Annotated in this window: 24 protein-coding genes; 13 read left to right on the top strand and 11 right to left on the bottom strand. The window is 38.2% G+C overall.

Annotated features, from left to right (window positions below; translation table 11 throughout):
- Positions 1 to 4: 4 nt before the first annotated feature.
- The 7 genes from KMW37_RS13680 to rplU all read right to left on the bottom strand — a co-directional run bounded on the left by KMW37_RS13680 (position 5) and on the right by rplU (position 8,835).
- The gene (locus KMW37_RS13680; protein ID WP_394369622.1) at positions 5 to 2,020 is read right to left on the bottom strand and encodes a M16 family metallopeptidase; all 2,016 of its coding nucleotides are present in this window, start codon (positions 2,018 to 2,020) and stop codon (positions 5 to 7) included.
- Between the two features lie 56 nt (positions 2,021 to 2,076).
- Positions 2,077 to 3,405, bottom strand: coding sequence for a M16 family metallopeptidase (locus KMW37_RS13675; RefSeq protein WP_215225193.1), 1,329 nt, complete (start codon positions 3,403 to 3,405; stop codon positions 2,077 to 2,079).
- A gap of 857 nt (positions 3,406 to 4,262) precedes the next feature.
- Positions 4,263 to 4,592 carry a helix-turn-helix domain-containing protein gene (locus KMW37_RS13670; RefSeq protein WP_215225192.1) on the bottom strand — a complete coding sequence of 110 codons (330 nt, stop codon included), beginning with the start codon at positions 4,590 to 4,592 and terminating at the stop codon, positions 4,263 to 4,265.
- Between the two features lie 34 nt (positions 4,593 to 4,626).
- On the bottom strand, positions 4,627 to 6,765 hold the full coding sequence (locus KMW37_RS13665; RefSeq protein WP_215225191.1) for a peptidase domain-containing ABC transporter: 2,139 nt from the start codon (positions 6,763 to 6,765) through the stop codon (positions 4,627 to 4,629).
- Positions 6,766 to 6,784: 19 nt separating this feature from the next.
- Positions 6,785 to 7,951, bottom strand: a complete 1,167-nt coding sequence (locus KMW37_RS13660; protein WP_215225190.1) for an HlyD family secretion protein — start codon at positions 7,949 to 7,951, stop codon at positions 6,785 to 6,787.
- 277 nt (positions 7,952 to 8,228) lie between these two features.
- The gene (gene rpmA, locus KMW37_RS13655; RefSeq protein WP_215225189.1) at positions 8,229 to 8,489 is read right to left on the bottom strand and encodes a 50S ribosomal protein L27; all 261 of its coding nucleotides are present in this window, start codon (positions 8,487 to 8,489) and stop codon (positions 8,229 to 8,231) included.
- 34 nt (positions 8,490 to 8,523) lie between these two features.
- Complete coding sequence (gene rplU, locus KMW37_RS13650; RefSeq protein ID WP_215225188.1) at positions 8,524 to 8,835, bottom strand: 50S ribosomal protein L21; 312 nt, start codon at positions 8,833 to 8,835, stop codon at positions 8,524 to 8,526.
- A gap of 745 nt (positions 8,836 to 9,580) precedes the next feature.
- On the opposite strand from rplU, the gene KMW37_RS13645 reads away from it, so the two are divergent.
- From KMW37_RS13645 to KMW37_RS13635, 3 genes are all read left to right on the top strand, one after another.
- Complete coding sequence (locus KMW37_RS13645) at positions 9,581 to 10,564, top strand: ribonucleotide-diphosphate reductase subunit beta (RefSeq protein WP_215225187.1); 984 nt, start codon at positions 9,581 to 9,583, stop codon at positions 10,562 to 10,564.
- Between the two features lie 36 nt (positions 10,565 to 10,600).
- On the top strand, positions 10,601 to 13,000 hold the full coding sequence (locus tag KMW37_RS13640) for a ribonucleoside-diphosphate reductase subunit alpha (protein WP_215225186.1): 2,400 nt from the start codon (positions 10,601 to 10,603) through the stop codon (positions 12,998 to 13,000).
- Between the two features lie 231 nt (positions 13,001 to 13,231).
- Positions 13,232 to 13,846: a hypothetical protein gene (locus tag KMW37_RS13635; protein WP_215225185.1), complete on the top strand. Its 615-nt coding sequence runs from the start codon at positions 13,232 to 13,234 to the stop codon at positions 13,844 to 13,846.
- A 6-nt stretch (positions 13,847 to 13,852) separates the two neighbouring features.
- Here KMW37_RS13635 and KMW37_RS13630 read toward each other — a convergent pair whose 3' ends face one another.
- Positions 13,853 to 15,646, bottom strand: coding sequence for an ABC transporter ATP-binding protein (locus KMW37_RS13630; protein ID WP_215225184.1), 1,794 nt, complete (start codon positions 15,644 to 15,646; stop codon positions 13,853 to 13,855).
- A gap of 148 nt (positions 15,647 to 15,794) precedes the next feature.
- Between KMW37_RS13630 and KMW37_RS13625 the strand changes: the two genes are divergently transcribed.
- The 7 genes from KMW37_RS13625 (at position 15,795) to coaE (ending at position 20,993) form a co-directional block, all read left to right on the top strand.
- Positions 15,795 to 16,895 carry a Glu/Leu/Phe/Val family dehydrogenase gene (locus tag KMW37_RS13625; RefSeq protein ID WP_215225183.1) on the top strand — a complete coding sequence of 367 codons (1,101 nt, stop codon included), beginning with the start codon at positions 15,795 to 15,797 and terminating at the stop codon, positions 16,893 to 16,895.
- Between the two features lie 153 nt (positions 16,896 to 17,048).
- Complete coding sequence (nusB, locus tag KMW37_RS13620; protein WP_215225182.1) at positions 17,049 to 18,233, top strand: transcription antitermination factor NusB; 1,185 nt, start codon at positions 17,049 to 17,051, stop codon at positions 18,231 to 18,233.
- A 13-nt stretch (positions 18,234 to 18,246) separates the two neighbouring features.
- A complete protein-coding gene (locus KMW37_RS13615; protein WP_215225181.1) occupies positions 18,247 to 18,549 on the top strand; it encodes a YtxH domain-containing protein in 303 nt (100 codons plus the stop codon).
- A 14-nt stretch (positions 18,550 to 18,563) separates the two neighbouring features.
- Positions 18,564 to 19,100 carry a DUF1573 domain-containing protein gene (locus tag KMW37_RS13610; protein ID WP_215225180.1) on the top strand — a complete coding sequence of 179 codons (537 nt, stop codon included), beginning with the start codon at positions 18,564 to 18,566 and terminating at the stop codon, positions 19,098 to 19,100.
- A gap of 2 nt (positions 19,101 to 19,102) precedes the next feature.
- A complete protein-coding gene (yajC, locus tag KMW37_RS13605) occupies positions 19,103 to 19,423 on the top strand; it encodes a preprotein translocase subunit YajC (protein ID WP_215225179.1) in 321 nt (106 codons plus the stop codon).
- Between the two features lie 9 nt (positions 19,424 to 19,432).
- The gene (locus tag KMW37_RS13600) at positions 19,433 to 20,398 is read left to right on the top strand and encodes a YbbR-like domain-containing protein (RefSeq protein WP_215225178.1); all 966 of its coding nucleotides are present in this window, start codon (positions 19,433 to 19,435) and stop codon (positions 20,396 to 20,398) included.
- The gene (coaE, locus tag KMW37_RS13595) at positions 20,391 to 20,993 is read left to right on the top strand and encodes a dephospho-CoA kinase (protein ID WP_215225177.1); all 603 of its coding nucleotides are present in this window, start codon (positions 20,391 to 20,393) and stop codon (positions 20,991 to 20,993) included. The genes KMW37_RS13600 and coaE overlap by 8 nt, the downstream gene beginning before the upstream one ends.
- Here the strand turns inward: coaE and KMW37_RS13590 are convergent, their stop codons facing one another.
- Entirely contained in the window at positions 20,994 to 21,239 is a 246-nt protein-coding gene (locus KMW37_RS13590; protein ID WP_215225176.1) for a hypothetical protein, read from the bottom strand.
- Positions 21,240 to 21,446: 207 nt separating this feature from the next.
- On the opposite strand from KMW37_RS13590, the gene KMW37_RS13585 reads away from it, so the two are divergent.
- The 3 genes from KMW37_RS13585 (at position 21,447) to atpC (ending at position 24,000) form a co-directional block, all read left to right on the top strand.
- Positions 21,447 to 21,926 carry a C40 family peptidase gene (locus KMW37_RS13585; RefSeq protein ID WP_215225175.1) on the top strand — a complete coding sequence of 160 codons (480 nt, stop codon included), beginning with the start codon at positions 21,447 to 21,449 and terminating at the stop codon, positions 21,924 to 21,926.
- A gap of 227 nt (positions 21,927 to 22,153) precedes the next feature.
- Positions 22,154 to 23,656 (top strand): F0F1 ATP synthase subunit beta, encoded by a 1,503-nt coding sequence (gene atpD, locus KMW37_RS13580; RefSeq protein WP_215225174.1) that lies wholly within the window; start codon positions 22,154 to 22,156, stop codon positions 23,654 to 23,656.
- A 98-nt stretch (positions 23,657 to 23,754) separates the two neighbouring features.
- On the top strand, positions 23,755 to 24,000 hold the full coding sequence (gene atpC, locus KMW37_RS13575; RefSeq protein WP_215225173.1) for an ATP synthase F1 subunit epsilon: 246 nt from the start codon (positions 23,755 to 23,757) through the stop codon (positions 23,998 to 24,000).
- A 57-nt stretch (positions 24,001 to 24,057) separates the two neighbouring features.
- Here the strand turns inward: atpC and KMW37_RS13570 are convergent, their stop codons facing one another.
- Positions 24,058 to 25,245 carry a 6-bladed beta-propeller gene (locus tag KMW37_RS13570; protein ID WP_215225172.1) on the bottom strand — a complete coding sequence of 396 codons (1,188 nt, stop codon included), beginning with the start codon at positions 25,243 to 25,245 and terminating at the stop codon, positions 24,058 to 24,060.
- 32 nt (positions 25,246 to 25,277) lie between these two features.
- Positions 25,278 to 26,015, bottom strand: coding sequence for an MIP/aquaporin family protein (locus KMW37_RS13565; protein ID WP_215225171.1), 738 nt, complete (start codon positions 26,013 to 26,015; stop codon positions 25,278 to 25,280).
- Positions 26,016 to 26,017 lie beyond the last annotated feature (2 nt).

The following is a 26,017-nucleotide window of genomic DNA, read 5'->3' as shown; positions in this document are numbered from 1 at the left end:
ATTTTTATTTAAAGTCTTCGTCAGTTAGTGAAGGATTGAATTCCAAGCTCTCCACGGTAGTGTTTAATGGTACTGGAATCATAGGAGATTTCACAATGTTTTTCATTGGGTATTTCACCCCATTCTGCTCCTTGTAATCCAAAAACATCATTTCTCCTGACTTTTCGTTTTCACTCTTGATTTTTAAACCTGAATCAACACTGTAATAGTTGACTGTTTTAGCTCCAGTAGGATTAGAAACCACTACCTTATAAGCATTTTCACCTTCAATATCTTTGACACCATCTAAACTTAGGCTGTACATCAATTCCTCATAATGCAATTCTGGTACCAAAAACATATTCATTTTGGCTTCCTCATACTGTTCATCACTCAGTTCTTGAGTATTGCCCATTGCTATAACAGAGCCTTTACCGTCCGCCAAAGTAGTGCTGGAAACCGTATTTCCCATCATAGCCACTTTTTGGTTAAAGCGCATTCCAGGATCATCATAGAGGACAGTCATTTCAATAATCTGCCCCTGCACCTCTGCCTTCATGACTATCTTGGCTGTTTCTAGGGAGCTCACAGCCTCCTCTCCTCCGATGGCATCAATGTATTTATTAATCACTTTTTCAGCTGTAATATTGGCATCTGTCATCTCAATCTCCTTTGCAGGGTTCCCCTGGTTATCATAAAGACTTACAGAACCAAACTGATCCAATTTCCCCTTAAGTTCAGACCCATTGCCCACCACAGTGATATACATGTTTTCAGGCTTGATATATTTCTTTGCTGCTGTATTGATATCTTCAACTGTAAGAGCACTCAATCTTTGCAGATAGCTCGTGTAAAAATCTTTTGGAAGATCATAGCGATCAATATTTATGGCAAAGGTGGCCAAGGTCGATGGGCTTTCCAATGCCCTACCAAAACTTCCACTCAAACTTGCCTTCGCCGCATCCAGTTCTTCTTCATTAACCCCTTCTTCAACTATCCTATGAATTTCATAAATAAACTCATGAATGGCAGAATCAGTTACAGCAGTTCTAACAGAAGCGCCGGCAGAAAAGCTGGTTACCAATTTATCCGCTCCGATGGTAGAATAAGCACCGTAAGTATAGCCTTTATCCTCTCTCAAGTTCATAAATAAACGCGAAGTAGAACCACCTCCCAAAATATAATTCAAAACCCTTGTATCGAGATAGTCATCATTATCTAAACTCATCTCCAAAGGATAAGTAATGTCAATAACCGATTGTACAGAAGCAGATCTGTCCACAAGTGCTACTTCATTGTTTTCAGGCAAAGCAGGTTTTTCATACTTGAATTCTGGCACATCTCCTTTCTCCCACTTTGAAAAATGTTCTTTAACCAGCTTCTTTGCTTCCTTCTCATCTATATCTCCCACTATTGCCAGATAAGCTATATTCGGCTTAAAATAAGTTTTATAGTAAGCTTTGATATCCTCAATAGTGATATTTTCAAGACTTTCCTCTGTTTGAATTTCACCGTAAGGGTGCCCCTTACCAAACACCAAAGCAGCCGTTAGCTTTCCACTAATGGAATTAGGATCATCCTTTGATGTAGCCAAAGCTGTAATTGCTTGTTTTTTGAGCTTGTCCAACTCCTCTTGTGGAAAAACAGGATTGTAAAGCACATCAGACATCAAGTCCAAAATCTTGCCTTGGTGCTTTTTCAAAGAAGAGGCATAAATAGAAGTAGATCCTGCACTCAAGGAAGCGCCTATAAAATCCACCTCTTCATCCAGTTCATCTTTTGACCTATTGATTGTACCCGCAGTCAGCATATCTCCGACAAAACCGGTCATCCCTGCTTTTTCATTTTCCAATAAGGGATCTCTATTGATCACCAATGAAAAGGCAACCCTTGGCAATTTGTGGTTCTCAACCACAAAAACCTTTAGGCCATTGTCCAGGATAAAAGTTGCAGGATCCTCCAATTCAATTTTAGGAGCAGGCCCTGGTTCTGGATATTTACTTCTATCTACTTGTGCATAGCCTACCGTTGATAATACCATGCAAATAAGGATATATATATATGTCTTTTTCATAACAGTCACAAAATTGTCATTCACTATTGTTGAGTTTGTTCAGACTTCGGAAGGTAATACAACACGACTCTACCATCTAAGGTCAAGTATTTCTTAGCCACCCGCTGCAAATCTTCCCTGCTTACCTCTCTATACTTTTCCAATTCATTATTAATATGATCTGTCTCGCCAAAGAAAACATGTGATTGAGAAAGGTTTTGAGCTATCCCCGCCATTGTAGCGTTCTTGCTCACCAAATCATTCTCTATAATGTTTTGTAGTTTTTTAAAGTCTTGCTCTGAAACACCTTCGTTCTGAACCTGCTTTACCAATAGATCTATTTCGGATTCCAAATCTTCTGCTTTAACTCCCATATTAGTAATTCCATACATGATAAAAATACCACCGTCCTCCAGATCAAGTGGAATAGCCGCCACAGCCAATGCTTTTTGTTGCTTGTCCACCAACTCCTTGGTCATTAATGAAGAATTCCCTCCTGTCAGATAAGTAGATAACATATCCATGGCATAAGAATCAGGATCATTTTTTGGAGGTAAATTGTAAGCTTGAATCACAGCAGGTATTTGGATATTGTCATAAACTACGTCCCTGATCTCTGTTTCCTTTTTAGGCTCTTCTATTGACGGACGGTAGACTTCCTTCACCCCAGCTGAAATCTCAGAAAAATACATCTTTACCCACTCTTCTGTTTGATCATAATCAATATCTCCAGCGATGGTCAAAGTGGCATTATTGGGGACATAAAATGTTTTATAAAAATCCATAAATTCATCCAGTGATGCTTCATTTAAATGCTCTAATGAACCAATAGGAGCCCACTGATATGGATGTTCGGCATATGCCCTTTTTAGTGTTTCTGGCAAAATAGTACCATAAGGCTGATTATCATACCTTTGTCTTTTCTCCTCCTTGACAACCTCCCTTTGGGTTTCAACTCCCACTTCATCAATTTTAGCATGCAACATGCGCTCACTTTCCATATACAAAGCCATCTCCAACTTATTGGAAGGCAAGGACTCGTAATAATAGGTAATATCATTACTAGTATAAGCATTTAGTGTCCCCCCCTCTGACTGGATTTTTTTGGAATATTCTCCACGGTCAATATTCTCGCTTCCTTCAAAAAGCAAATGCTCAAAAAAATGGGCAAATCCAGTTCTTTCTGGATTTTCATTTTTGGACCCAACATGATAGAGTACAGAGGTCACTACAATGGGCGTAGTATTGTCTTTGTGCATGATCACATGTAAACCATTATCAAGCGTAAACTCCCTGAATTCAATATCATTCTGCGCGATGATTGGCGAGCATACGGAACAGGCCCATAACATCAAAAGTGTAAACTTTTTCATACTGAATGTTTAAATTAAAATTATAAAAAAGCCCAAGAATTGAGCCTTTTAAATAAATGCAATGAATACTTTAATCCCTAACGATTAAAAATATTACTTATAGTATTCACAAACAAATTTCTCTGTAGTAATACTAAAGCCCTGTACCAATTGTCATTTTGCACAAATTACCCGTAAAATTTGAGTACTTTTTAAAACAACATTTGGGTTACCTTTCAAAAAAGAGACCATTGGCCATAAAAGAAAAATCACCAAGAATCAAATTCTAAATTATAAGTATTTATAATATAAGGATTTTGCAAAACAAAAACTTTCACCTCACTATTTTTATACAATAATATATTTTATCTTTAGCGAAGTTTATTTAAAACTAAAAAAAGGGATACACCACACATGTATCCCTCTGACGTTAATCAACACGAGCACTAAATAAGTCACCAACATCATTAGTGCTAAAAAATTATCTTTAAAATTTTATTATTACGCTTACTGAACCCAGTTGAATTTAGGATCTCCTATTTACCATTTTTTTGGATCTCCTTAATTCTTAATACTAAGATAAGGGGAGTCCGTGCACTAAACTTGCACGGATAGAATTTCTTCCAAAAGAAATCTGTAAAAAATCACTCTAAGAATATTATATACAGGATATACGAATAAAACCAGCTTCTAGATCTGTCCAATCATAAAACCTTTTTTAGGTTCCAGATTATTAGAATTTACAAAAGCCTCAAAATTAGGACCAACAATACTTTGGTCTTGAAATACGCTTTGTGCCACGATGTTTATCAATTGAAAAAATCAAAAAGAAAACATACATCCCGCCAATCATAAATTTCCAACCCTAAAAATCAACCTTACCAGGTTCCAAGCCAGTCCAACTCAAGTTCTGCATCTTCAATGAAAGGAAAATAAACCCCTCCATAAATACTTTCTATTTCTTCTGGCCCTATTACTTTGAGGCTGAAATTCATTTCCAAATGCTTTTCGTCCACATAATAAAAACTATTTAGCTTTCTGGAATAGGAAACCTCCAAGCCCATATCTTTAAGGCTTTCTAAATGATTATAAAGCTGCCTTCTACTAATTCCCAGTCTTGCCGAAAGCTCCTCAGGACTCCCTGTCTTCTCTTCCCTGATCAATTTATTTATCAACTGGATTCGCTCAATATGCTTTATAAAATTCATAATACTATATTTTATAATCCTCGAAAAGTTAATATTACCTAAAAATCATTTCATGGTATTTACCTTCTAGACCAACAAGGGAATCATGAGACCCTTGCTCTACCACCTTTCCATTGTCCATGACAATAATTTGATCAAAATCTTTGACCGAAGTAAGATGATGTGTAATGAAAATAACGGTTTTCCCCTGATTTGACAACAACTTTATAACAGTGTGTAAAAATTCTTGCGCTTTCGGATCCAATGACGCACTGGCCTCGTCCAAAATCAAAATCTCTGGATCACGATAAAGCGCCCTTGCTATTGAGACCAACTGCCTTTGTCCACCGGACAAACTGGCCCCATATTCTCCTAAATGACTCGATATTCCATTCGGCAAAGCTTCGATAAACGATGTCATCCCAAGTTGATGGCATATCTCAATAATTTTCTTGACATCTGGTCGCAGATCTCCAAAAGCAATATTTTCTATTAAGCTACCCGAAATCAACTCCACCTGTTGGGGAACAACAGCTATTTGCCTTCTTAAACTATGATGACTTACATATGCTATATCATATTGACCGATTTTGATTTGACCCGACTCCACTGGATAAATATGCTGCAGTAAGGCCAGTAATGTTGATTTTCCGGATCCACTTTCACCTACTATTCCTGTTACCTTTCCCTTAGGAACACACAGGTCAAGTCCATCAAATACTTTGGCATGACTGCCATATCTAAAGGAAACATTTTGGAAAACAATATCTCCTAATGAAGAGGGCTCAAGGTCAAATTTCTCTGAGGAATTTTCCTCCATTTCCAAATCCATAATTTCAAAGAGACGGTCCGCTGCGATCATTGCATTTTGTACAGTCTTGTTCATTCCTACCAAACTGGAAACAGGAGTGATCAAATACCCCATTATAGCGTAAAAAGCCACTAACTCACCTGGGCTGATCTCATTACCTATCACATATCCAGCGCCAACCCAAAGCAACACTATTATAAACAGCCTTAATATTAAATCCGTGGCATTTGTTGAAATCACATTATTGAGACTCGACTTATATACCGAATCTAAAACAGATACAAATTTAGACTCGGTCCTTAGCTTGGCATAATCTTCCACACCAAACTTTTTGATCAACCCAACAGAACGAACAGATTCAACCATTTGAGACTCCAAATTGGCAGATTTCTCCATTAAAGTACGCTCCACCTTTTTATTGAACTTATTGGTCAATACATAAATCAATAGATAGAATGGTATTACCAATGCCATCACCAATGCCAATTTCCAATACAAAGCAAACATCAAAGCAAAGGAGAATAGGACAACAAAAACATTCACCATCAAACTGACGGACACTTCATTGATCAGTGAACGAATCTTAACGGCATCATTAATCCTGGAAATGATTTCACCCACTCTCATTGTATCAAAAAACCTTTGAGGTAAGGTCATCAAATGCTTATAATAACCTAAAATCAGACGTGCATCTATTTTTTGCCCTACTTTAAGTGCAAAGACCTTCTTATAACCACCAATAAAAATCTGAAACAAAAGCAAAACCACCATTGCCACACTCATCAAATTGAGCAAATTGGCATTCCTATCTATAAAAACATTGTCAATGATTTTTTGCAAATAGATGGAAATGGACAAACCCAATATTGAATAAACCACTGCACCAATCATTGCTTGAAAAAGCACACTTTTATGGGGACTGATTAAAAACCAAAAGCGCCTGGTCACGGAAACCGTTTGGTTCATGGCTTTAAACTCCTCGTTGGGCATTAGTATCACCATCACCCCGGACCATAACTTCTTAAACTCCTCATGGCTCATCTTTTTCATCCGTCCATCCATTGGATCCATGAGCTTAACCGATCTCCTACCTATCTTGTACACCACCATATAATGGTGCAAAGCTTTATTGATCATCATATGAACAATAACAGGCTTGGGAGATATCGCCAAACTTTCAAAAGTACCCTTTAATGCCTTGGCGGAAAATCCCAATCTCTCTGAAGCTTCCACCAATCCTAAAACATTGGTCCCCTTTTGACCTGTAGAGGCCAACAACCTAATCTTTGAAAGAGGCATCTTCAACCTGTAATAACTAGCTACTGAAGCCAGACAAGCTGCCCCACAATCTGTAATATCCCTTTGTTTGATTTTAATCACCATTAATTAAGCATTTCAGACGTTACTGCATAGCAGGATTTAGCCAATCATCCACTTGGTCATATAATAATTGATACAAACTCCTACGGGTCACCAAAAAACGACCTTTAAAAGTCATTCCTCGCCTCACTTCGCCCTCAATTCCATTTTGTAACTTCAAAGCTTTTCTCTTCAAATCACAAACCACCCTAAAAGCCACTTGGTTTTCCGAAATCATTTGAAGGTCTTTACTAATTTCACTTACTACCCCTTCAAGTAAGCCCCATTGGTTATAATCGTAGGCATCAATCTGAAAAAGGACTTTTTGCCCAGGCTTAACAAATGCAATGTCTGCGGGAGAAAGAAAGGTCACCGCTTTTAATGTACTGTCAGGAGAAATCTCTGCTATTTTCTGATTGGCAAACACAAAATCACCTGGTCTGATATTTTCAAAGTTCACTATGGTTCCTGAAACTCCCGCAAAAATCTTAAACTGGTGTAGCTTATCCCTGAGTAATTTCTTATCGTTACCCAGCTTTGCCATTTCCCGCTGGTAGCTCGACAGCTCCTGCTCCCAAATAGAAAGCTTTTTGCTCTGGAAAAGATCTAGATTTGTCAGAGCCCGCTCGAACTTTGCCCTTATTTCATCATATTCAACTAATGATAATGCCTTAGAATCAAACAATAGTTTGGCCCTTTTCACATCCCTCTTTTCCTTTTCAAGGACATTTCTAAGCTGCTGCACTTCCGAGTTATATTCATAATAAGCAGCCTTATAATATTTTGATTCCAAATCTCTTGGGGAAAAATCGCTGGTGTTAGTAGGGCTCACCTCCATCAACTTTTTAAGATCAGAGATAAATTCTTGCAATTGTATTCCCCTACTGTCAAGCCCATCTATTTCCAAATCCACTTGGTCGGACTTGATTTCTGCCAAAATACTTCCTTTCTGCACTGATCCATTCTCGACAATGTTTATAGATGAGACCCTTCCTGAAATGGGAGCATATATCTCATTTCTACTTAATGAGGTTTGAAACTTCCCATCTCCCTTCACTGATACATCCACTTCTATAAAAGGCAGGCTGCAAAAGATTCCAATTACAAGAATCAGTAAACTGATGTAGATAATGCGGGACCTAACAGTGATTTTATTCTGATAATATTCAGACGTCTGTTCGACAATGGATGAAGGAAAAACAGTCTTCATGAAAATTAATTTATAAATGAAATATACTCTATTATTCCTTTAAATAAAAAATGCAACAAACAAGTTATTTACACCTGTGAAACGTTTATTTATAAAATCACCACATACACACCATATTATATTAAGGCAATGTATAACGATGAGACGCCTAACTTGTGTTAATCAGGATCAATCTATTAAACAAGATAATGATTCAGAAAGAATTCATTCAATAGTCAAAAAAAAAGCTGCTCTTAAGTAAAAGAGCAGCTTCTTAATATTTCTTTAATCGAAAATCTTAAGCTTCAGCTGGAATTACGCTTACATAAGATTTACCATCATGCTTTTTCTTAAATTCTACCTTGCCATCAGCTACAGCGAACAAAGTGTGATCTTTACCCACTTTTACGTTCAATCCAGCGTGATGCTTGGTTCCTCTTTGTCTAACGATGATGTTTCCTGCAATAACAGCTTCTCCGCCGAATTTTTTCACACCAAGTCGTTTACTATGGGATTCTCTACCGTTTTTGGAACTACCGACACCTTTCTTGTGAGCCATAATTTTAAATGTTTTGGACTACCCTCAGATAATCTTAAAGAGTAATGTTTTCAATAAGTATTTTAGTGAATTCTTGTCTGTGACCGTTTTTCTTCTTGTAACCTTTTCTTCTCTTCTTTTTAAAGACGATTACTTTGTCACCTTTTACATGATCAAGAATTTTTCCTGTCACCTTGGCGCCAGCCAATGTAGGGGCACCTACCGATACTGCACCGTTGTCATCTGCCAACAATACCTCATCGAATTCAACGGAAGCGTCAACATCGCCTTGCAACTTTGGTGCATAGACAAATTGATCTTTAGTTACTTTGAACTGCTTTCCTGCTATGTTAACTATTGCGTACATACTAAGAACTTTTTATCAAAATTGAGGTGCAAATATACAGAGTATTTTTATAAGTAAAAAACTAATGCATAAGATTTAGAAAAATTCCTTAATAAACTCCCTTCGAGGCACTTAAGTTAATGCTATAGATCAGACAGTCAATCGGATTCAAAATTTGCATAAATAAAATCTTTACCCCATACATTTTATCCAAAACAGGCCTCCTATATTTGCGGCCCCAAATGAGAAGCATAGCCGAACCGCTAAGCGACCATATTTTGGAGGAAAATTAAAAATTATTTTAAAAACACTTGATTTTCTTTAGGATTTGAGAATCAACAAGTTCAATAATTGAAAATATAAAAACCATATAAACACCTGCTAAACAGCTATTTACACACAACATCCTAATTTGACCAAAAGTCAAATTACACTTGAATTTTGGTTCGAAATATTTTTTTTAAATTTTTTCGGACCATCCTGAAATGCCCTTAGAGGACGTTTCAATAGAATTAACACTTTAAAAAAAGCTACTCTATTAATTGAATTACAGTTATTTATGACTATTTTGACCAAGAGTCAAAAACTAAAGTAACGCACTGATGCGGGGGTTTTATTTTTGGAATTTGTTGAGCATATTTGTTCAGCGGCTCAAAATTAAAACTACTACAAACTCACTATTTTACGAAGTGAAAAGCATTAATCAGTAGCTGATTTACCGAATTTAAGAATATATACATCTTACTAATATTAGAACAAATAAGTAATGCAAAAACCGGAACCCCTATTAGCGCAAGGAGATAACAGCAGGTTCGTATTGTTCCCAATCCAACATGATGATATTTGGGAATACTATAAAAAAGCTGAAGCCAGCTTTTGGACTGCAGAGGAGATAGACCTTAGCCAAGATATTAAGGACTGGAAAAACTTGACAGCTGATGAGAAACATTTCATCTCTCATGTTTTGGCGTTTTTTGCAGCCAGTGACGGTATCGTAAACGAAAATTTAGCTGAACACTTTGTGGCAGAAGTTCAGTACACAGAAGCTAAGTTTTTCTACGGATTTCAGATCGCTATGGAAAACATCCATTCTGAAACCTATAGTTTATTGATCGACACTTATATCAAGGATGCTGCTGAAAGGGACCGACTGTTCAATGCTATTGAACATCTGGATTGTGTTAAGAAGAAAGCAGACTGGGCCCTTAGATGGATTGACAAGGGCAGTTTCCATGAAAGATTGATTGCCTTTGCGGCAGTTGAGGGAATTTTCTTCTCAGGTTCATTCTGTTCTATTTTCTGGTTGAAGAAAAGAGGCTTAATGCCGGGCCTAACCTTCTCCAATGAGTTGATTTCAAGAGATGAGGGACTACACTGTGACTTTGCTTGTCACCTGTACACCCAGCATATCACCAATCAATTGCCAAAAGAAACGGTATCTGAAATTATTCAGGACGCTGTGGCCATTGAAAAAGAATTCGTAACCGATGCCCTTCCAGTAAGATTGATCGGTATGAATGCTGAATTAATGTGTCAATATATTGAGTTTGTAGCCGACAGGCTGTTGGTAGAATTGGGCTGTGAAAAAGTTTGGAACAGCACCAATCCTTTTGACTTTATGGACATGATCTCATTACAAGGTAAGACCAATTTCTTTGAGAAGAGAGTTGGGGACTACCAAAAGGCTGGGGTTATGAAAGGTAAAGACGCATCTGATTCCTCTAAATTTTCTATTGAAGAGGACTTTTAATTAACTTTTCTTCCCACCCTTAAACTCCCCATTAGCATGTTAGTAATAAAAAGAGACGGTAGAAGAGAATCAGTAAGATTCGACAAAATCACCACAAGAATTGAAAACTTGTGTTATGGATTGGATTCACGTTATATCCACCCCATCGAAGTAGCCAAAAAAGTTATTGATGGACTTTATGACGGTGTTACCACCTCAGCTTTGGACAATCTCGCAGCAGAGGTTTGTGCATCCATGACGGTTAAGCACCCTGAATACGCCATCTTAGCAGCGAGAATTGCTATTTCAAACCTCCATAAAACTACGAGTCAGTCCTTTTCAAACACCATGAAAAGGTTATACACTTATGTAGATCCAAAAACCGGCGACAACGCTGCTCTGATTGCCCCTGATGTTTATGGAGTAATCAAAAAACATGCTGCCAAACTTGATGAAGTAATTGATTACAGCAGGGATTTCAACTATGATTTCTTTGGTTTCAAGACGTTGGAAAAAAGCTATTTGATCAAACTGGATGATAAAGTAGTAGAAAGACCTCAACATATGCTTATGAGGGTAGCTATTGGTATTCATAAAGAGGATATCGATGCGGCTATCGAAACTTATACCTTGCTATCGGAGAAATGGTTCACCCATGCTACTCCTACATTATTCAATGCAGGTACACCTAAGCCTCAGCTATCTTCTTGTTTCTTGTTGACCATGAAAGAAGACAGCATTGACGGTATTTATGATACATTGAAGCAATGCGCTAAGATTTCACAGTCAGCAGGTGGTATCGGACTTTCCATTCACAATGTGAGAGCAAAAGGCTCATATATCAAAGGAACAAATGGGGTTTCCAACGGTATTGTACCTATGCTTAGAAACTTTGATATGACCGCAAGGTACGTAGATCAAGGTGGTGGAAAGAGAAAAGGAAGTTTCGCTATCTATCTAGAACCATGGCATGCAGATATCAAGGATTTCCTTGAACTGAAAAAGAACCATGGTAAGGAAGAAATGAGAGCCAGAGACTTATTCTATGCCCTTTGGATTTCTGATCTATTCATGAAGAGAGTAGAAGCCAACGAAGAATGGTCTCTATTCTGCCCTAATGAAGCCCCTGGCCTTTCTGAATGCTATGGAGAGGAATTTGAAAAGCTTTATGAAAAATACGAAAAAGAAGGTAGAGCAAGAGAAACTGTAAAAGCGCAGGAGCTTTGGTTTGAAATTTTGGAATCTCAAATTGAGACAGGCACACCATATATGCTTTATAAGGATGCTGCCAACGGCAAATCAAACCAGAAAAACCTCGGTACTATCAAGTCTTCCAACTTATGTACTGAAATCATGGAGTACACTTCTCCTGATGAGGTAGCAGTTTGTAACCTTGCCTCCATCGCGCTTCCTAAATTCGTTACTACTGATGCCAAAGGAAACAAAACCTTTGATCATCAAAAACTATATGAAATCACTAAGGTAGCTACTCGTAACCTTAACAAGGTGATTGACATCAATTATTACCCAGTAGAAGAGGCTCGTAAGTCCAACTTCAGACATAGACCAATCGGTATCGGCGTGCAAGGCTTGGCAGATGCTTTTATCTTATTGAAAATGCCGTTTGATTCTGAAGAGGCTGCAGGTCTTAACGAAGATATCTTCGAAACCATTTATTATGCTGCCATGGAGACTTCCATGGAGTTGGCAAAGGATCATGGAACCTATGAAACCTATCAGGGTTCTCCAATTTCTGAAGGCAAATTCCAGTTTGACCTTTGGGGAGTAACACCAAAATCAGGCAGATGGAATTGGTCAGACCTTAGAGACAGAGTACTAAAATACGGTGTAAGGAATTCCTTGTTAGTTGCGCCGATGCCTACTGCCTCTACTTCTCAAATCCTGGGTAACAATGAATGTTTCGAACCATACACTTCTAATATCTACACAAGAAGAACCCTTTCAGGTGAATTTGTGGTGGTAAACAAACATTTGATGAAAGACCTTATCCGTTTAGGACTTTGGAATGACAACATGAAAAACAGACTGATTGCAGCTAATGGATCAGTTCAAGACATGCCTGAAGTTCCACAAAACATCAAGGACCTCTACAAGACAGTTTGGGAAATCTCACAAAAAGTGATTATCAATATGGCCGCTGATAGAGGTGCCTATATCTGCCAATCCCAAAGTATGAACGTATTCATGCAAGAGCCTAACTTTGGTAAGTTGACCTCCATGCACTTTTACGCGTGGAAAAAAGGTCTTAAAACGGGAATGTATTACTTGAGATCCAAAGCAGCTACAAGTGCCATCCAGTTTACTGTGGACAAATCAAATTTGCAAAATGCCGATCAGAAATCAACAGAAGTTGATCCAAACATTGGCCAGCAAAACAAGGACGCTATAGCCTGTTCCTTGGACAATCCTGATGATTGCGAGATGTGTGGAAGTTGATCCTTTCCTACCTAATTAATATTACAAAGTGCCCGAAAAAATTTCGGGCACTTTTTTTGTGCCCGAAATTAAACATCCCCAGACCTTATTGAGTTTTTAAATTAAAAGAGGCTATATCTTAAAGTGGGATAAAAAAATGATTATATTTCAGTCTTGGTGAGGCCTAAAAATTTGATATATCTTGATAATTTAATGAAGTCACATCTGATCAATTAATTACCCGGAAGTAAAATGAAAAGGTCACTACTATTTGTCATCTGCTTTATTACTACTGTTCTATTGACACAAGGACAGGGTATAATAGGTTCTCGAAAATATAAACCGTTCAAAGTAGACCTTGGAATTAACCTCACTTTTCCTACTGAATCAGCATTAACAACTGGCGGAGGATTATATGTTGAACCAAGATATGGCATCAACGACCACCTACAGGTAGGTTTACAGCTTGCCAGCAATATTTTGGGTGAAGGAGAATCCCTTTTCAACCATAAAGAAGCCATCTTTAGAGCCCAGGCCATTAGTAATTTATCAGTAAGTTCCGAATACCAATTTGGCCAAAACGAAACCCGACCATTTATTGGTGTGTTGGCCGGGATGTACAGAAGAAGCAATTATGAAATTGTCGACAGTGCTGACGGCACCATCATTACTCGCTATAATGACAAGGTGAATTTCGGTTTGGCACCAAGGGCCGGAGTGATTGCAGGGAAATTCAGGCTTAATGCCACTTACCATTTTACAGGAAAAACAATAAGTGATTTTGTCAGCATAGGTGTAGGCATGCAGTTTGGTGGTGGCAAAATAAAAGCCAAACAAAGGACCAATAACTATAACGAAGATTGGTAAACAAGCCTATTCGTTTTCCATGCTTTCACTTGACTTGGTTTGTTTCTCATATAATTCAGCATAAACGCCTTTCTGCGCCATCAAAATATCATGGGAACCTTCCTCCACTACCTTTCCATCATCCAGTACAATTATTTTATCAGCCAGCTTAGCAGAGGAAACCCTATGGGATATAATTATGGATGTCCTATTTTCCATTATACCCTTTAGCGCATTAAGAATCACATTCTCTGTTTTGGTATCTACAGCTGACAAGCAATCATCCAAAAGCAAAATGGAAGGGTCCTTGGCTATAGCCCTTGCTATAGAAACTCTTTGTTTCTGCCCACCACTAAGGGTAATCCCCCTTTCGCCTAACCTGGTTTCAAATCCAGCTGGGAAGTCAATTATATTTTGATAAACATCTGCATCCTTAGCCGCTTTTTCTACAACTTCCTTTGGAAACTTATCCAAGCCAAATCCAATATTGTTATATATGGAATCACTGAAAAGGAAAACATCCTGAGGCACATATCCGATTTGATTCCTTAGATAGGAAATATTGAATGCTTTGATATCCTCACCGTCCAACTGAATATTCCCTTCTGAAGCATCGAACATCCTCATAAGCAAATTGGCAATGGTGGATTTCCCAGAGCCCGTTGTACCAATAATGGCCAAAGATTGTCCAGGCTGAATATCAAAGCTCACTTTGTCCAAGGCTTTAATGCCAGAATCTGGATACACAAAGGAAAGCTCATTGAATACAATTTGCCCCTTTATAGGAGTGGTTAAATTCTCTTCACTGATAATATCATTTTTCTCATCCAAAAACTCATTGATCCTTGTCTGAGAGGCTGCAGCTCTTTGAACAATGCTGGTCACCCAGCCCAGCGAAGTCACTGGCCAAGTCAACATATTAACGTACAGAATAAACTCGGCAATCACACCGTAACCTATTGCTCCTTCTATTACTTGATTTCCTCCCACATAAACGGTAATGATCGTACTGACTCCAATCAATCCCATTATCAAAGGATAAAACAAAGACTGCACCTTTGTGAGGCTGATGGATTTTTCTTTGTAATCCTCACTTGCTTGGGTAAAATCCTTGCTACTATCATCTTCTCGAACAAAAGCTTTAATCACCCTGATTCCTGAAAAGGATTCTTGAACAAATGTGCTCAAGCCTGACAAACTGCGTTGAATATTTTCTGACCTTTCATTGATCATATTATTGACCAAATAAATACTAATCGAAAGGACTGGCAAAGGCAATAAAGAATAAATGGTTAAGGGCACATTGACACTCAACATATACCCAATCACCAAAGGAAAAAGCACCAATAGGTTAATTCCATACATCAATGCCGGACCAAAGTACATCCTAACCCTACTGACATCTTCCGTTACTCTTGCCATCAAATCTCCTGTACTGTTTTTTCTATAAAAACTGAGGGGCAATTTCTGATAATGATCAAAAATCTCATTCTTAAGATCGTACTCAATAAATCTGGACATCACAATAATGGTCTGCCGGATCAAAAAAAGGAAAAAGCCTCTTAAAAAGGCCATGACTAAGATCAGCACCCCAAAAACAAAAATATAATCCAAGAATGCACCCCTAATTGCTGAGGCCCCTTCCCCTTCGGGAAACATTTGATAGAAACTAAAGCTTTCCACCACATAATCGATAGCTACCCGCACCAACTGGGCAGGTATCATTACGAATACGTTGGAAATAATGGTAAAGAGTATACCTAATAGAAGATAGCCCTTATACTTGAATAAATATTTGTTCAGACGCCAGAGGGAGTTCACGAAATAAAAATTTTAAAATATCTTATTTTGTTTTATAATAATCTTTTATGTAGCTTTACCTAGCCACTATTTAGTATTTAATTCTAAATGACATGGTAAACCAAAAGACTTACCCAAATATAACATAATCTAAACTTCTAAGTTCATTATGATAGAGATTAAAACCGAGGAAATGGTCAAAGGAGACTCAATTTATGGACAAATCACATCTTTAGGGCATGAGCAATTGGTCATGTGCTACGATGAGCCTACAGGACTGAAAGCTATTATTGGTATTCACAATACAGTTTTAGGGCCAGCACTAGGTGGAACCAGAATGTGGAATTATGCTTCTGAGGAAGAAGCCATTACTGATGTATTGCGCCTTTCCAGAGGCATGACCTTCAAAGCAGCCATTTCAGGACTGAATATTGGAGGAGGCAAAGCAGTCATCATAGGTGATCCAAAACTGAAAAATGAAGCTTTTCTAAGAAGGTTTGGAAAATTTGTTCAAAGCCTAGGAGGAAAATATATTACTGCTGAAGATGTAAACATGAAAACATCTGACATGGAATATATTGCCATGGAGACCTCGCATGTTACTGGCCTTCCCGAAGTAAAAGGCGGTGGTGGCGACCCATCTCCTGTAACAGCTTATGGCGCCTATTTAGGCATGAAAGCAGCTGCAAAAAAAGCCTATGGCCAAGACAGCCTAGAAGGCAAGAAAATTGCAGTACAAGGTATTGGGCAAGTTGGTCGACACTTGATTGACCATTTGGTAAAAGAAGGTGCTGAAATCTTCATCACTGATATCTTCGAAGACAGATTGAAAGAAGTGGCTAAAAAAACCGGAGCTACGGTCATTTCACCTGAGGACATTTATGATGTAAACATGGATATCTATGCTCCATGTGCCTTAGGAGCTACGGTAAATGATGAAACTTTAAGTAGACTTAACTGTCAGGTTATTGCAGGAGCTGCCAATAATCAATTGAAGGACGAGGAAGTTCATGGACAAGCCTTGATCGAAAGAGGTATCATTTACGCACCTGACTTTCTTATCAATGCAGGTGGCCTGATCAATGTTTATGCAGAATACTTAGGTAACTACAATAGAGAACTAGCTTATCAGCAAGCGGAAAAAATCTATGACACTTGTCTGGCCATTCTCAACAAATCAGAAAAAGAGGGCATTCCTGCCCAACAAGCAGCTATTGAAATGGCTTGGAACAGAATAAACAGTATCAGTAAGCTAAAATCAACTTACTGATAAACTTACCTTTTTCATCAAACCAAATGCAATGGAAAATAAAATCCGTGCATTTGGTTTTTTTATTTTTTAACTTTGCAGAAGCAATAAGTGAAAGGGACCAATTCGTTTCACTACAAACAATTCAAATTTTACGTTCTTTATATTCAGGTAATGTTAAACAGAAGAATACTTAGAGTTAAGGCTTTTCAGAACCTTTACGCCTATGAACAGTGTAAAGCTTCCAATCTAAATTTAGCCAAAGACTACATTAGGGATGCTTTCCTTCCAGATCTAAATAGCATGGAAGTGCAAGACAAAGCCCAATTAAAAAAGGATGCGGAAACGACCATCGCACTTTTTTCTAAAAACCTGAACAATAAAGCCCTTATAGCAGCAGGTGACTACGGCACCAAAATCAAATCCATTGCTATAAAAGCGGTAAATCTTTACCACCAATACAATCAAAAAGACTTAGAATTCCTGGAAAAGAATATGGTCAGTGCTGCAGAAAGCATTCCGCAGTTATATCTTAAAGTCATCCATATTCTGAGCGGATTTAGCAATCATGTCCAAGGCGAATACGACAGAAAGCGCAAGCTAAATCAGGAGGCCCTAGTCTCTCTTTCTGGAGATTTGAACCTGGCCAATAATAAAACAATCAAATACCTTAAGGATGCTCCTGCATTTAATTCTGAAACTATCCGTCAACAAGCTGATGTAGAAGAGTTGGAATTAGAAATTCAAGAGTGGTTCCGTGAATACATCAAACCTTGGGAAAAATACCAGGAATATATCAAGTTAAACGAGCCTACTGAAGAGGAAGACTTGAACATTTTATTGGAAATGATCAAAAAAATCATTTTCAAAAACGAGGCCATCATGAGCTATTTTGCCGAGCAGGACCTTAACTGGACTGAAAACAAAGCGGTAGTAAGAAGCCTCGCAGTAAAAGTCCTCAAAAACATCAGTGAATCACCTGACAGCCAAGATTACGAACTTCCAGAAATCGCTATAAACTGGGAAGAGGATAAGGAATTTTTCCAAAATATATTTAACTTGACTATCGAAAATGACTACGAAAACAGGACATTGATAGCAGAAAAAACAAAGAACTGGGATATAGAGCGTGTCGCCTCAACGGACAAAATCATCCTCTCTATGGCCATTACAGAAATGTCATTTTTCCCTAGCATCCCTGTAAAAGTAAGCATCAATGAGTATATTGACATTTCGAAGACATACAGTACACCTAAAAGCAAGCAATTTGTAAATGGTTTATTGGATGTTTTGGCAAAAGAGCTAACCGATCAAGGAAAAATCCGTAAGAGTGGAAGAGGCCTTTTAGATAACAAGTAAACATTATTTAATTATGAGCAAACAAAGTAATTCTATTTTAGCTTTTGTTTTAGGCGCTGGAGTAGGTGCCGCGTTAGGGGTATTATTCGCACCTGATTCTGGTAATAATACCAGAGACAAACTTTCTTACCAACTTTCAAAATACAAGGCTGAACTTGAGGACTTGATCAATGACCTTATCGAAGGCAAGGATCTCCCTATGAATGAAGCAAAGACAGAAGGCAAAAAGGTGATTTCTGAAGCCAAAAGCAAGGCTGAAAATCTACTGGATGATGTCAACAAACTCATTGACCAAATCAATAAGGACAAAAATTAATAATCACAATTATTATGAAATATTTAGGACTACCTGCAATACTACTTGCAGGTTCTCTTTTTGTATCCAGTTGTGATACGAACAACAAAGAGAAAATAGAAGAACTAGAACAAAAGATTGCAAAGTTAGAGGCAGACCAAAGCACCAAAACCCCACCGGCCAACGTGCAAAATGTAGCAGCAATCGACCCTGCTAGTTTGGGTAAATTCAAATTCCCAGAAATGGAATATGATTTTGGAACCATCACGCAAGGAGAGAAAATAGAGCATTTGTTCAAGTTTACAAATGATGGAGAATCCCCATTGGTGATCTCCAATATTCAGGCTTCATGCGGATGTACTACTCCTGATTGGTCCAAAAAGCCTATAAAACCGGGTGAAGAAGGCTATGTCAAGGTCAGCTTCAACTCAGCAGGCAAGTCGGGAGCGCAAAGCCCTACTGTAACCATCACAGCCAATACTTCACCAAGCGTAACCAGACTAAAATTAAAAGGAACAGTAAACACAAGTAATACTTCGACCACCAAAACTGTTGGTCCTGTTAAAAAGTAAAGATGATTAGTACTATATTATTACAAGCACCAGCTGCCGGAGGTAGCGGTATCATGGGACAAGTTTTTCTATTTGGAGCGATCATTTTGATCATGTATTTCTTCATGATCAGACCGCAACAGAAAAAGCAAAAAGATGCCAAAAACTTTGTCGATTCCATTAAGAAAGGAGACCTAGTAGTAACCATCGGTGGAATTCACGGAAAAGTGTACAGCATCGAAGGAGAAACTGTCATTCTTGATCTTGACAAAGGATTGAAAATCAAAGTAGAAAAATCAGCCGTTTCAGCAGAATTCTCAAAGAAAGCTAATGGCACTAAATAACAAGAGGTATTGAACAAATTTGAAAAATACTTCGGGAAGCTTAAAAAAAAGAAAGCCTCTGACATTAAAGTGGTGGTCCTATGTGTGATAGCGGCCACCACTTTTTGGGTTTTGAATGCCCTTAATAAAGATAATTACCTCACAGTTGTCAATTACCCCATAACTTTTGAATACAACAGTGAGGAATATATGGCAGTGGAAAAACTCCCTACCAATATCAAGATTGAAATCAATGGCAACGGATGGGACCTATTCCGAAAATATTTCAATGTAAATGTCCCTCCTTTTTCTATAGAGCTCCCCAATCCTGATAAACAGAAATACTTACTTTCTTCTGCATACAGAAGAAGCCTAAGTGAAATATTGGAGCCTACCAATCTTTCTGCCATCCTAACTGATACCTTAAAGTTCAATATTGATAAAATCATCACCGAGGAATTTAAGGTAAGGCTGGATACGAGCGAACTTCAACTTGCCCCTCACTTTAAATTTGCCGATTCTATATTCGTGGAGCCTGTACTTATTCAAGTTAAAGGCGCCGAATCAAAAGTGGAAGCATTAAAAGACAGCTTATTTATCAATATTGAGGAAAATGGCTTGAATGGGAACTTTGACCAACTCCTTCCATTAGAATTTCCAGAAAAATTGGCCCCCTACTTAACCTTAGAACCTAAAAGTGTTCAGGTTAAATTTGATTTGGTCGAGTTCATAGAAGGGAATAAAAGAATTTCCGTTGAACAGAAAAACTTCCCGAAAAATGTAAGTATCGAACAAGAAATCAATTCAATTCTCCTCAATTACAGGGTAGATGAAAGAAGAGTAGGAGACTTGCAGGAAGTAGAGCTCGAGGGAATTATAGACTATTACCAAAGAAACAAAGACGATAGCACCGTCCGCATAGAAATACCTGATTTGCCAGATTATATTGAATCAATAGCATTCGAACCAAATACATTTAAGTTAAAATATGAATAAGCCCAAACCACTTTTAGTGGGCATCACCGGAGGCATTGGTGCTGGTAAGTCCACTTCAGCTAAAATCTTCAACATTCTGGGAATACCGGTTTATTCTGCAGACGATAGGGCCAAGTGGCTTATGGCAAATGACAAAAACCTGATTGCTGCTATCTCTAAATCTTTTGGGGAATCTTCTTATAATGCTGACGGGAGCTTAAACAAAGCCTTTCTAGCCAATGAAGTATTTTCTGATCAGGAGAAAACCAAGACTATCAATGGACTAGTCCACCCCGTTGTAAAAAATGATTTTGAAAATTGGGCCAGTAAACAATCGAGCCCTTATGTCTTAAAGGAAGCAGCCCTGCTTTTCGAATCAGGTTCTTATAAAGACTTGGACAAAATCATCAATGTAAGCGCACCGATCAAAGTTCGAATCTTAAGGGTTTTGACAAGAGATCCACAACGTTCTGAAGAACAAATCAATGCAATTATTGACCGTCAACTACCTGATGAGCAAAAAAACAAATTGTCGGATTTTACAATAAAGAATGTGGACAATAAAATGCTAATCCCTCAAGTCTTAAAAATCCATCAAAGCCTCATTGAGAAATAGTCAATCCATTTTGATATTGATCTGATCAAGATAAAACTTCATCCTCGTGTGTTCGTGGTTTAAAAAATCAATTTTATCAATCTTATCTAATTTGTGGTTATAAAAGACTTCCACATATTCATTGTCCAAAAGATAAAGGTTTACCTTATGCCCATAATACCTTATCCCTACCACAAAGGTCCCCTCTGTGTAGAGCTTTTGTATTTTCTTATGCATAGGCAATTTTTTGAATTCTCCCTTAATCATCTTTATTCCAATAAATAATCAACACCTTCCATTTGCCACCAAGTTATAAAACTATTAACCTTCTGACTTAACGTCAAGTTTCAGACAAATAATATTTTTTTATCATTTATTAAATTTAAATAGGTATATATACAACCCGCCACATATTGTTTAGCTGATAATACTTATGTATAATTGAGTAACGTTTAAATATCAACAATTCATTCAATGCGCATCAAAACAGATTCACCTTTCCTGTTAATCCTATTTTTTTCTTCCCTGATATTTTTCAGTTCATGCTCAGCTTCCAAAAAAGCATATAAAAGAAAAGTCAATACTGTAGTACAAACAGCAAAAACCTACCGGGGCACACCTTATCGCTACGGAGGCACCACCCGTGCAGGCATGGATTGCTCCGCCTTATTATACTTATCTTTTAAAAGTGTTGGGGTCACCTTACCCAGAACTTCTGATGCTCAAAGTAAAACAGGAAAAAAGGTCTCTGTAAACAAACTGGAAAAAGGAGATGTGTTATTTTTTGCCACAGGCAAAAAGAAAAGACAGGTTACCCATGCAGGCATTGTCACAGATGCTGATAGAAAAAGCATACAATTTATTCATTCATCGTCATCTCTTGGTGTAACAGAGGACAATTTATATTCTAAATATTGGCACCCAAGGTTTATTAGGGCTAGGCGCTATTTTTAATAGCTATCGGGCCTAAAATTCAATTAGGCAACTTTTTAAACAAGAATCGAGGCCCAGTACCAGCAGATTTTTAAGCTATTAAAGTCTGACTCAAGGCCTTAAAGAATATAAAAATTTGAACTAAAGCAGATTAATTTTGAAAACATCCTTTGGTATTAATCATTATTAGTTAATTTTGCAGTCGAATAATAGAAATGCATTAATTCCTTTTACATTAATACACAAAAATGGCGAATACTGGTAAGATAACTCAGGTAATTGGCCCCGTAGTAGATATTTCATTCGAAGGGGGAAAATTGCCGAATATCCTGGACGCACTCGAAATCACCAAAGAGAATGGTCAAAAAGTAGTATTGGAAGTTCAACAGCACCTCGGTGAAGACCGCGTAAGAACCATTGCGATGGACTCTTCTGAAGGTTTGACCAGAGGAATGGCTGCTGTAGACTTGGGCGCTCCTATCTCTGTTCCAACTGGAGAGGGAATCAAAGGACGTCTCTTCAACGTGGTTGGTGAACCAATCGATGGTCTACCGCAAGTAGAATCTTCTAATAAACTTCCTATTCACAGACACGCTCCTAAATTTGAGGACTTGTCTACTTCAACTGAAGTGCTTTACACAGGTATCAAAGTTATCGACTTGATCGAGCCATATGCAAAAGGTGGTAAAATTGGTCTTTTCGGTGGTGCCGGTGTAGGTAAAACCGTATTGATCCAGGAATTGATCAACAACATTGCAAAAGCTTATTCAGGTCTTTCTGTATTTGCTGGTGTTGGTGAGAGAACCCGTGAAGGAAATGACCTTTTGAGAGAAATGATCGAGTCTGGCATCGTAACTTACGGTGATGACTTCGTTGAATCTCTTGAGAATGAAGGAGGATGGGATCTTTCTAAAGTAGATCTTGAAAAACTGAAAGATTCTAAGGCAACATTTGTGTTCGGTCAGATGAACGAACCTCCTGGTGCCCGTGCTCGTGTGGCCTTGACTGGTCTTACACTTGCTGAATATTACCGTGATGGTGAAGGTGATGGCGCTGGTAAAGATATCCTATTCTTTATTGACAATATCTTCCGATTCACCCAAGCTGGATCTGAGGTATCTGCCCTATTGGGACGTATGCCATCAGCGGTAGGTTACCAGCCAACCCTAGCAACTGAGATGGGTGCCATGCAGGAGAGAATTACCTCTACCAAAAATGGTTCAATTACTTCCGTACAGGCCGTTTACGTACCAGCGGATGACTTAACTGACCCTGCTCCAGCGACTACTTTCGCTCACTTGGATGCTACTACCGTACTTTCCCGTAAAATTGCCGAGTTGGGTATCTACCCTGCTGTGGATCCATTGGATTCTACTTCTAGAATTCTTGAGCCAGGTATCTTGGGCAACGAGCACTATGACTGTGCTACTCGAGTTAAAGAATTGCTACAACGTTATAAAGAACTTCAGGACATCATCGCCATCCTTGGTATGGAAGAACTTTCTGAAGAAGATAAATTGGTTGTTCACAGAGCTAGAAGGGTTCAGAGATTCTTGTCTCAGCCTTTCCACGTAGCTGAACAGTTTACAGGACTTAAAGGTGTGCTTGTAGACATCAAGGATACCATCAAAGGTTTCACCATGATCATGGACGGTGAATTGGATCACCTTCCTGAGGCAGCATTCAACTTGGTAGGTAACATCGACGATGCTATCGCTAAGGGTGAGAAAATGCTCGCTGAGGTTAAATAATCAAAGCCCTCTAAATCTCTTTAGAGGACTGAATCACAGGGCAAAAGCTTATTCGTCTGCTTTTCCCTGTGATTTTTTAAAACAAAACTAGCAGCAACATGCATTTAGAAATCATAACACCGGACAAAAAGGTTTTTCACGGAGAGATATCAGAAGCCAGTTTTCCTGGTGCCTCTGGCGCTTTCCAAGTATTGAAAAATCACGCTCCTATTGTGTCTGCACTGGCAAAAGGAACCGTTTCTTACACTACCAATGACGGCAAGCAGTCTCTAGAAGTGGACGGCGGTGTAGTGGAAGTAAGAGAAAACGAGATTATTCTTTTAGCTGAAAAAATCCTCGATTAATCAGCTAAACATCAAGATAAATTAAAAGCGAACCAAAATTGGTTCGCTTTTTTTATTTCATTGAAAAGTCACCTCCACTAGGTAAAACCCTTCCAAATCTTTTATTTTCTCCTGAAATGGGCTGTTTTGCATAAGGATGTATTCCTTTAACAAGGCTCCCTGCCAAACCCCAACAAACATGTCTTTTTCTTCATCAACTACTTGAATAGGAGGCAATGCCATTTGATAACGATCCTTTTCGATGAGTGCTCTTCCATTAGAAATTACTTTATTGCCAGATTTTGAATAAAGTGAATAAAAACGATTATAATTTTCATCAAACGAGTTGATTATAACATACTTAGCTGACTCCTTCCAATCCCCAGCAAATCCTGATTTTCCTTTAAAAATAGACTTAACTTTTTCAAAATCATGTTCCCTAGATTTAAAATATGCCCCATTTGGCAAAATAACCTCCTGCTCCCAATTCTCTGGCATTGGATGAGGATGGTATTTTATAGCAAAACGCTTTATCAAAGTACCGGGTGATTGAACATGATAAATAGTGGCATCAAAGTTTTGATAAAACCTTATAGAATCCCTATAAAGCTCAAATGGATTTATTGGCGTAACAATTAAAGTCCCATCTAATTCAGGAGAATAACTCAATGCCGTATTTTTTAACCCGAAATCCTTGTCTAAAAAGCCCAGTTTATAATGCAAATTATTAAATGGGCCATTATGATGGCTATATGATTTAAACCCAACATAACCTTCATGACCTAATAACTTCGTGACATTACTAAAAATCAGGAGATCTTTTGTTCTAAAAGAGCTATCTGCATTAAAATCCTTATCAAAAACCACAATTTTTTTCAGATTGAAATCATAGATTTCCAAGGAGCCTTCATCATTTAACCAATAATCATTTATTTGTCGCACTTCTAATGGTCCCTCTCCTTTCTCACCTAATCGCTTAACGAACTTCCCCTGCCGATCGTAGACTTTAACTTCATCGGACATAAATCGATCAAATAGTATATAATGATCCTCCGTAATCAAAACCCTATCTACACCCTTCAAATAATTATCTTCTATCTCCTCTAGCGGAACAAGCCTAATTTCTTTTATTAAGGATGAGACATCCACACTGTCCTCAATTTCTTCCGTATTTATCTCGATTGTTTCAACACGATTTTTGATGCTTTCCTTAGCGTGGGAGCAGGCCATTAATAAAGCCAGCGCTAAAAAATAATATTTTCTCATTAGATAAAAATCCCATTTTAGTTTGACAAAAATTAACTCACGCCCAAAAATAAATACAAAAAAGCCGCCAAGCAAGCACCGGTCAAAGGACCCAAAATGGGCACCCAGCTATAGGCCCAATCACTACTGCCTTTTCCTTTTATTGGAAGTATCTGGTGCGCGATTCTTGGTCCTAAATCCCTGGCGGGATTGATAGCATAACCAGTTGTTCCCCCCATGGCTAATCCAATCACCCAAACCAAAAAAGCTACAGGCAATGCCCCTAAAGCACCAAGGCCTATAGGTGTATTGTTCACATCCTCCAACTTCGCGCCTGTGGAATATAAAATCACAAAAATCAATATAAATGTCCCGACCACCTCAGAAATAAAATTGGAGGGGTAATTTCTAATAGCAGGAGCCGTGGCAAAAGGGGCAAATTTAAGGCCTTTATCCTCTGTTGCATCAAAATGATCCTTGTATACCATCCATGCTATAAAAGCCCCAAAGCAAGCTCCTAAAACCTGCGCAAGCACATATCCTGGCACTAGGGCCCAGTCAAATAATCCTGCTACGGCCAATCCTACGCTAACTGCAGGGTTGATATGGGCACCACTGTATGGACCTGCCACTACCACCGCCACAAATACTGCCAATGCCCAAGCAGTGGTTATCACAATCCAGCCACTTTGATGCCCCTTAGTTTCCTTTAAAACCACATTGGCTACCACTCCTGATCCTAATGAGATCAAAAGGGCTGTACCAATAAATTCAGCTACATATATATTCATTG

It is taken from the genome of Echinicola shivajiensis (assembly GCF_018642165.1).
In the GTDB taxonomy this organism is placed as follows: domain Bacteria; phylum Bacteroidota; class Bacteroidia; order Cytophagales; family Cyclobacteriaceae; genus Echinicola; species Echinicola shivajiensis.
This window is presented reverse-complemented; position numbering and strand designations above follow the sequence as displayed.

Coding starts and splice junctions, on each gene's coding strand:
- KMW37_RS13645 (WP_215225187.1), top strand. CDS start 9,581: ATGCAAAAACCGGAACCCCTATTAGCGCAAGGAGATAACAGCAGGTTC.
- KMW37_RS13680 (WP_394369622.1), bottom strand. CDS start 2,020: ATGGTATTATCAACGGTAGGCTATGCACAAGTAGATAGAAGTAAATAT.
- KMW37_RS13615 (WP_215225181.1), top strand. CDS start 18,247: ATGAGCAAACAAAGTAATTCTATTTTAGCTTTTGTTTTAGGCGCTGGA.
- atpD (WP_215225174.1), top strand. CDS start 22,154: ATGGCGAATACTGGTAAGATAACTCAGGTAATTGGCCCCGTAGTAGAT.
- KMW37_RS13565 (WP_215225171.1), bottom strand. CDS start 26,015: ATGAATATATATGTAGCTGAATTTATTGGTACAGCCCTTTTGATCTCA.
- rplU (WP_215225188.1), bottom strand. CDS start 8,835: ATGTACGCAATAGTTAACATAGCAGGAAAGCAGTTCAAAGTAACTAAA.
- KMW37_RS13675 (WP_215225193.1), bottom strand. CDS start 3,405: ATGAAAAAGTTTACACTTTTGATGTTATGGGCCTGTTCCGTATGCTCG.
- KMW37_RS13665 (WP_215225191.1), bottom strand. CDS start 6,765: ATGGTGATTAAAATCAAACAAAGGGATATTACAGATTGTGGGGCAGCT.
- atpC (WP_215225173.1), top strand. CDS start 23,755: ATGCATTTAGAAATCATAACACCGGACAAAAAGGTTTTTCACGGAGAG.
- KMW37_RS13635 (WP_215225185.1), top strand. CDS start 13,232: ATGAAAAGGTCACTACTATTTGTCATCTGCTTTATTACTACTGTTCTA.
- KMW37_RS13590 (WP_215225176.1), bottom strand. CDS start 21,239: ATGATTAAGGGAGAATTCAAAAAATTGCCTATGCATAAGAAAATACAA.
- yajC (WP_215225179.1), top strand. CDS start 19,103: ATGATTAGTACTATATTATTACAAGCACCAGCTGCCGGAGGTAGCGGT.
- KMW37_RS13585 (WP_215225175.1), top strand. CDS start 21,447: ATGCGCATCAAAACAGATTCACCTTTCCTGTTAATCCTATTTTTTTCT.
- rpmA (WP_215225189.1), bottom strand. CDS start 8,489: ATGGCTCACAAGAAAGGTGTCGGTAGTTCCAAAAACGGTAGAGAATCC.
- KMW37_RS13640 (WP_215225186.1), top strand. CDS start 10,601: ATGTTAGTAATAAAAAGAGACGGTAGAAGAGAATCAGTAAGATTCGAC.
- nusB (WP_215225182.1), top strand. CDS start 17,049: ATGTTAAACAGAAGAATACTTAGAGTTAAGGCTTTTCAGAACCTTTAC.
- KMW37_RS13625 (WP_215225183.1), top strand. CDS start 15,795: ATGATAGAGATTAAAACCGAGGAAATGGTCAAAGGAGACTCAATTTAT.
- KMW37_RS13660 (WP_215225190.1), bottom strand. CDS start 7,951: ATGAAGACTGTTTTTCCTTCATCCATTGTCGAACAGACGTCTGAATAT.
- KMW37_RS13570 (WP_215225172.1), bottom strand. CDS start 25,245: ATGAGAAAATATTATTTTTTAGCGCTGGCTTTATTAATGGCCTGCTCC.
- KMW37_RS13670 (WP_215225192.1), bottom strand. CDS start 4,592: ATGAATTTTATAAAGCATATTGAGCGAATCCAGTTGATAAATAAATTG.
- KMW37_RS13610 (WP_215225180.1), top strand. CDS start 18,564: ATGAAATATTTAGGACTACCTGCAATACTACTTGCAGGTTCTCTTTTT.
- coaE (WP_215225177.1), top strand. CDS start 20,391: ATGAATAAGCCCAAACCACTTTTAGTGGGCATCACCGGAGGCATTGGT.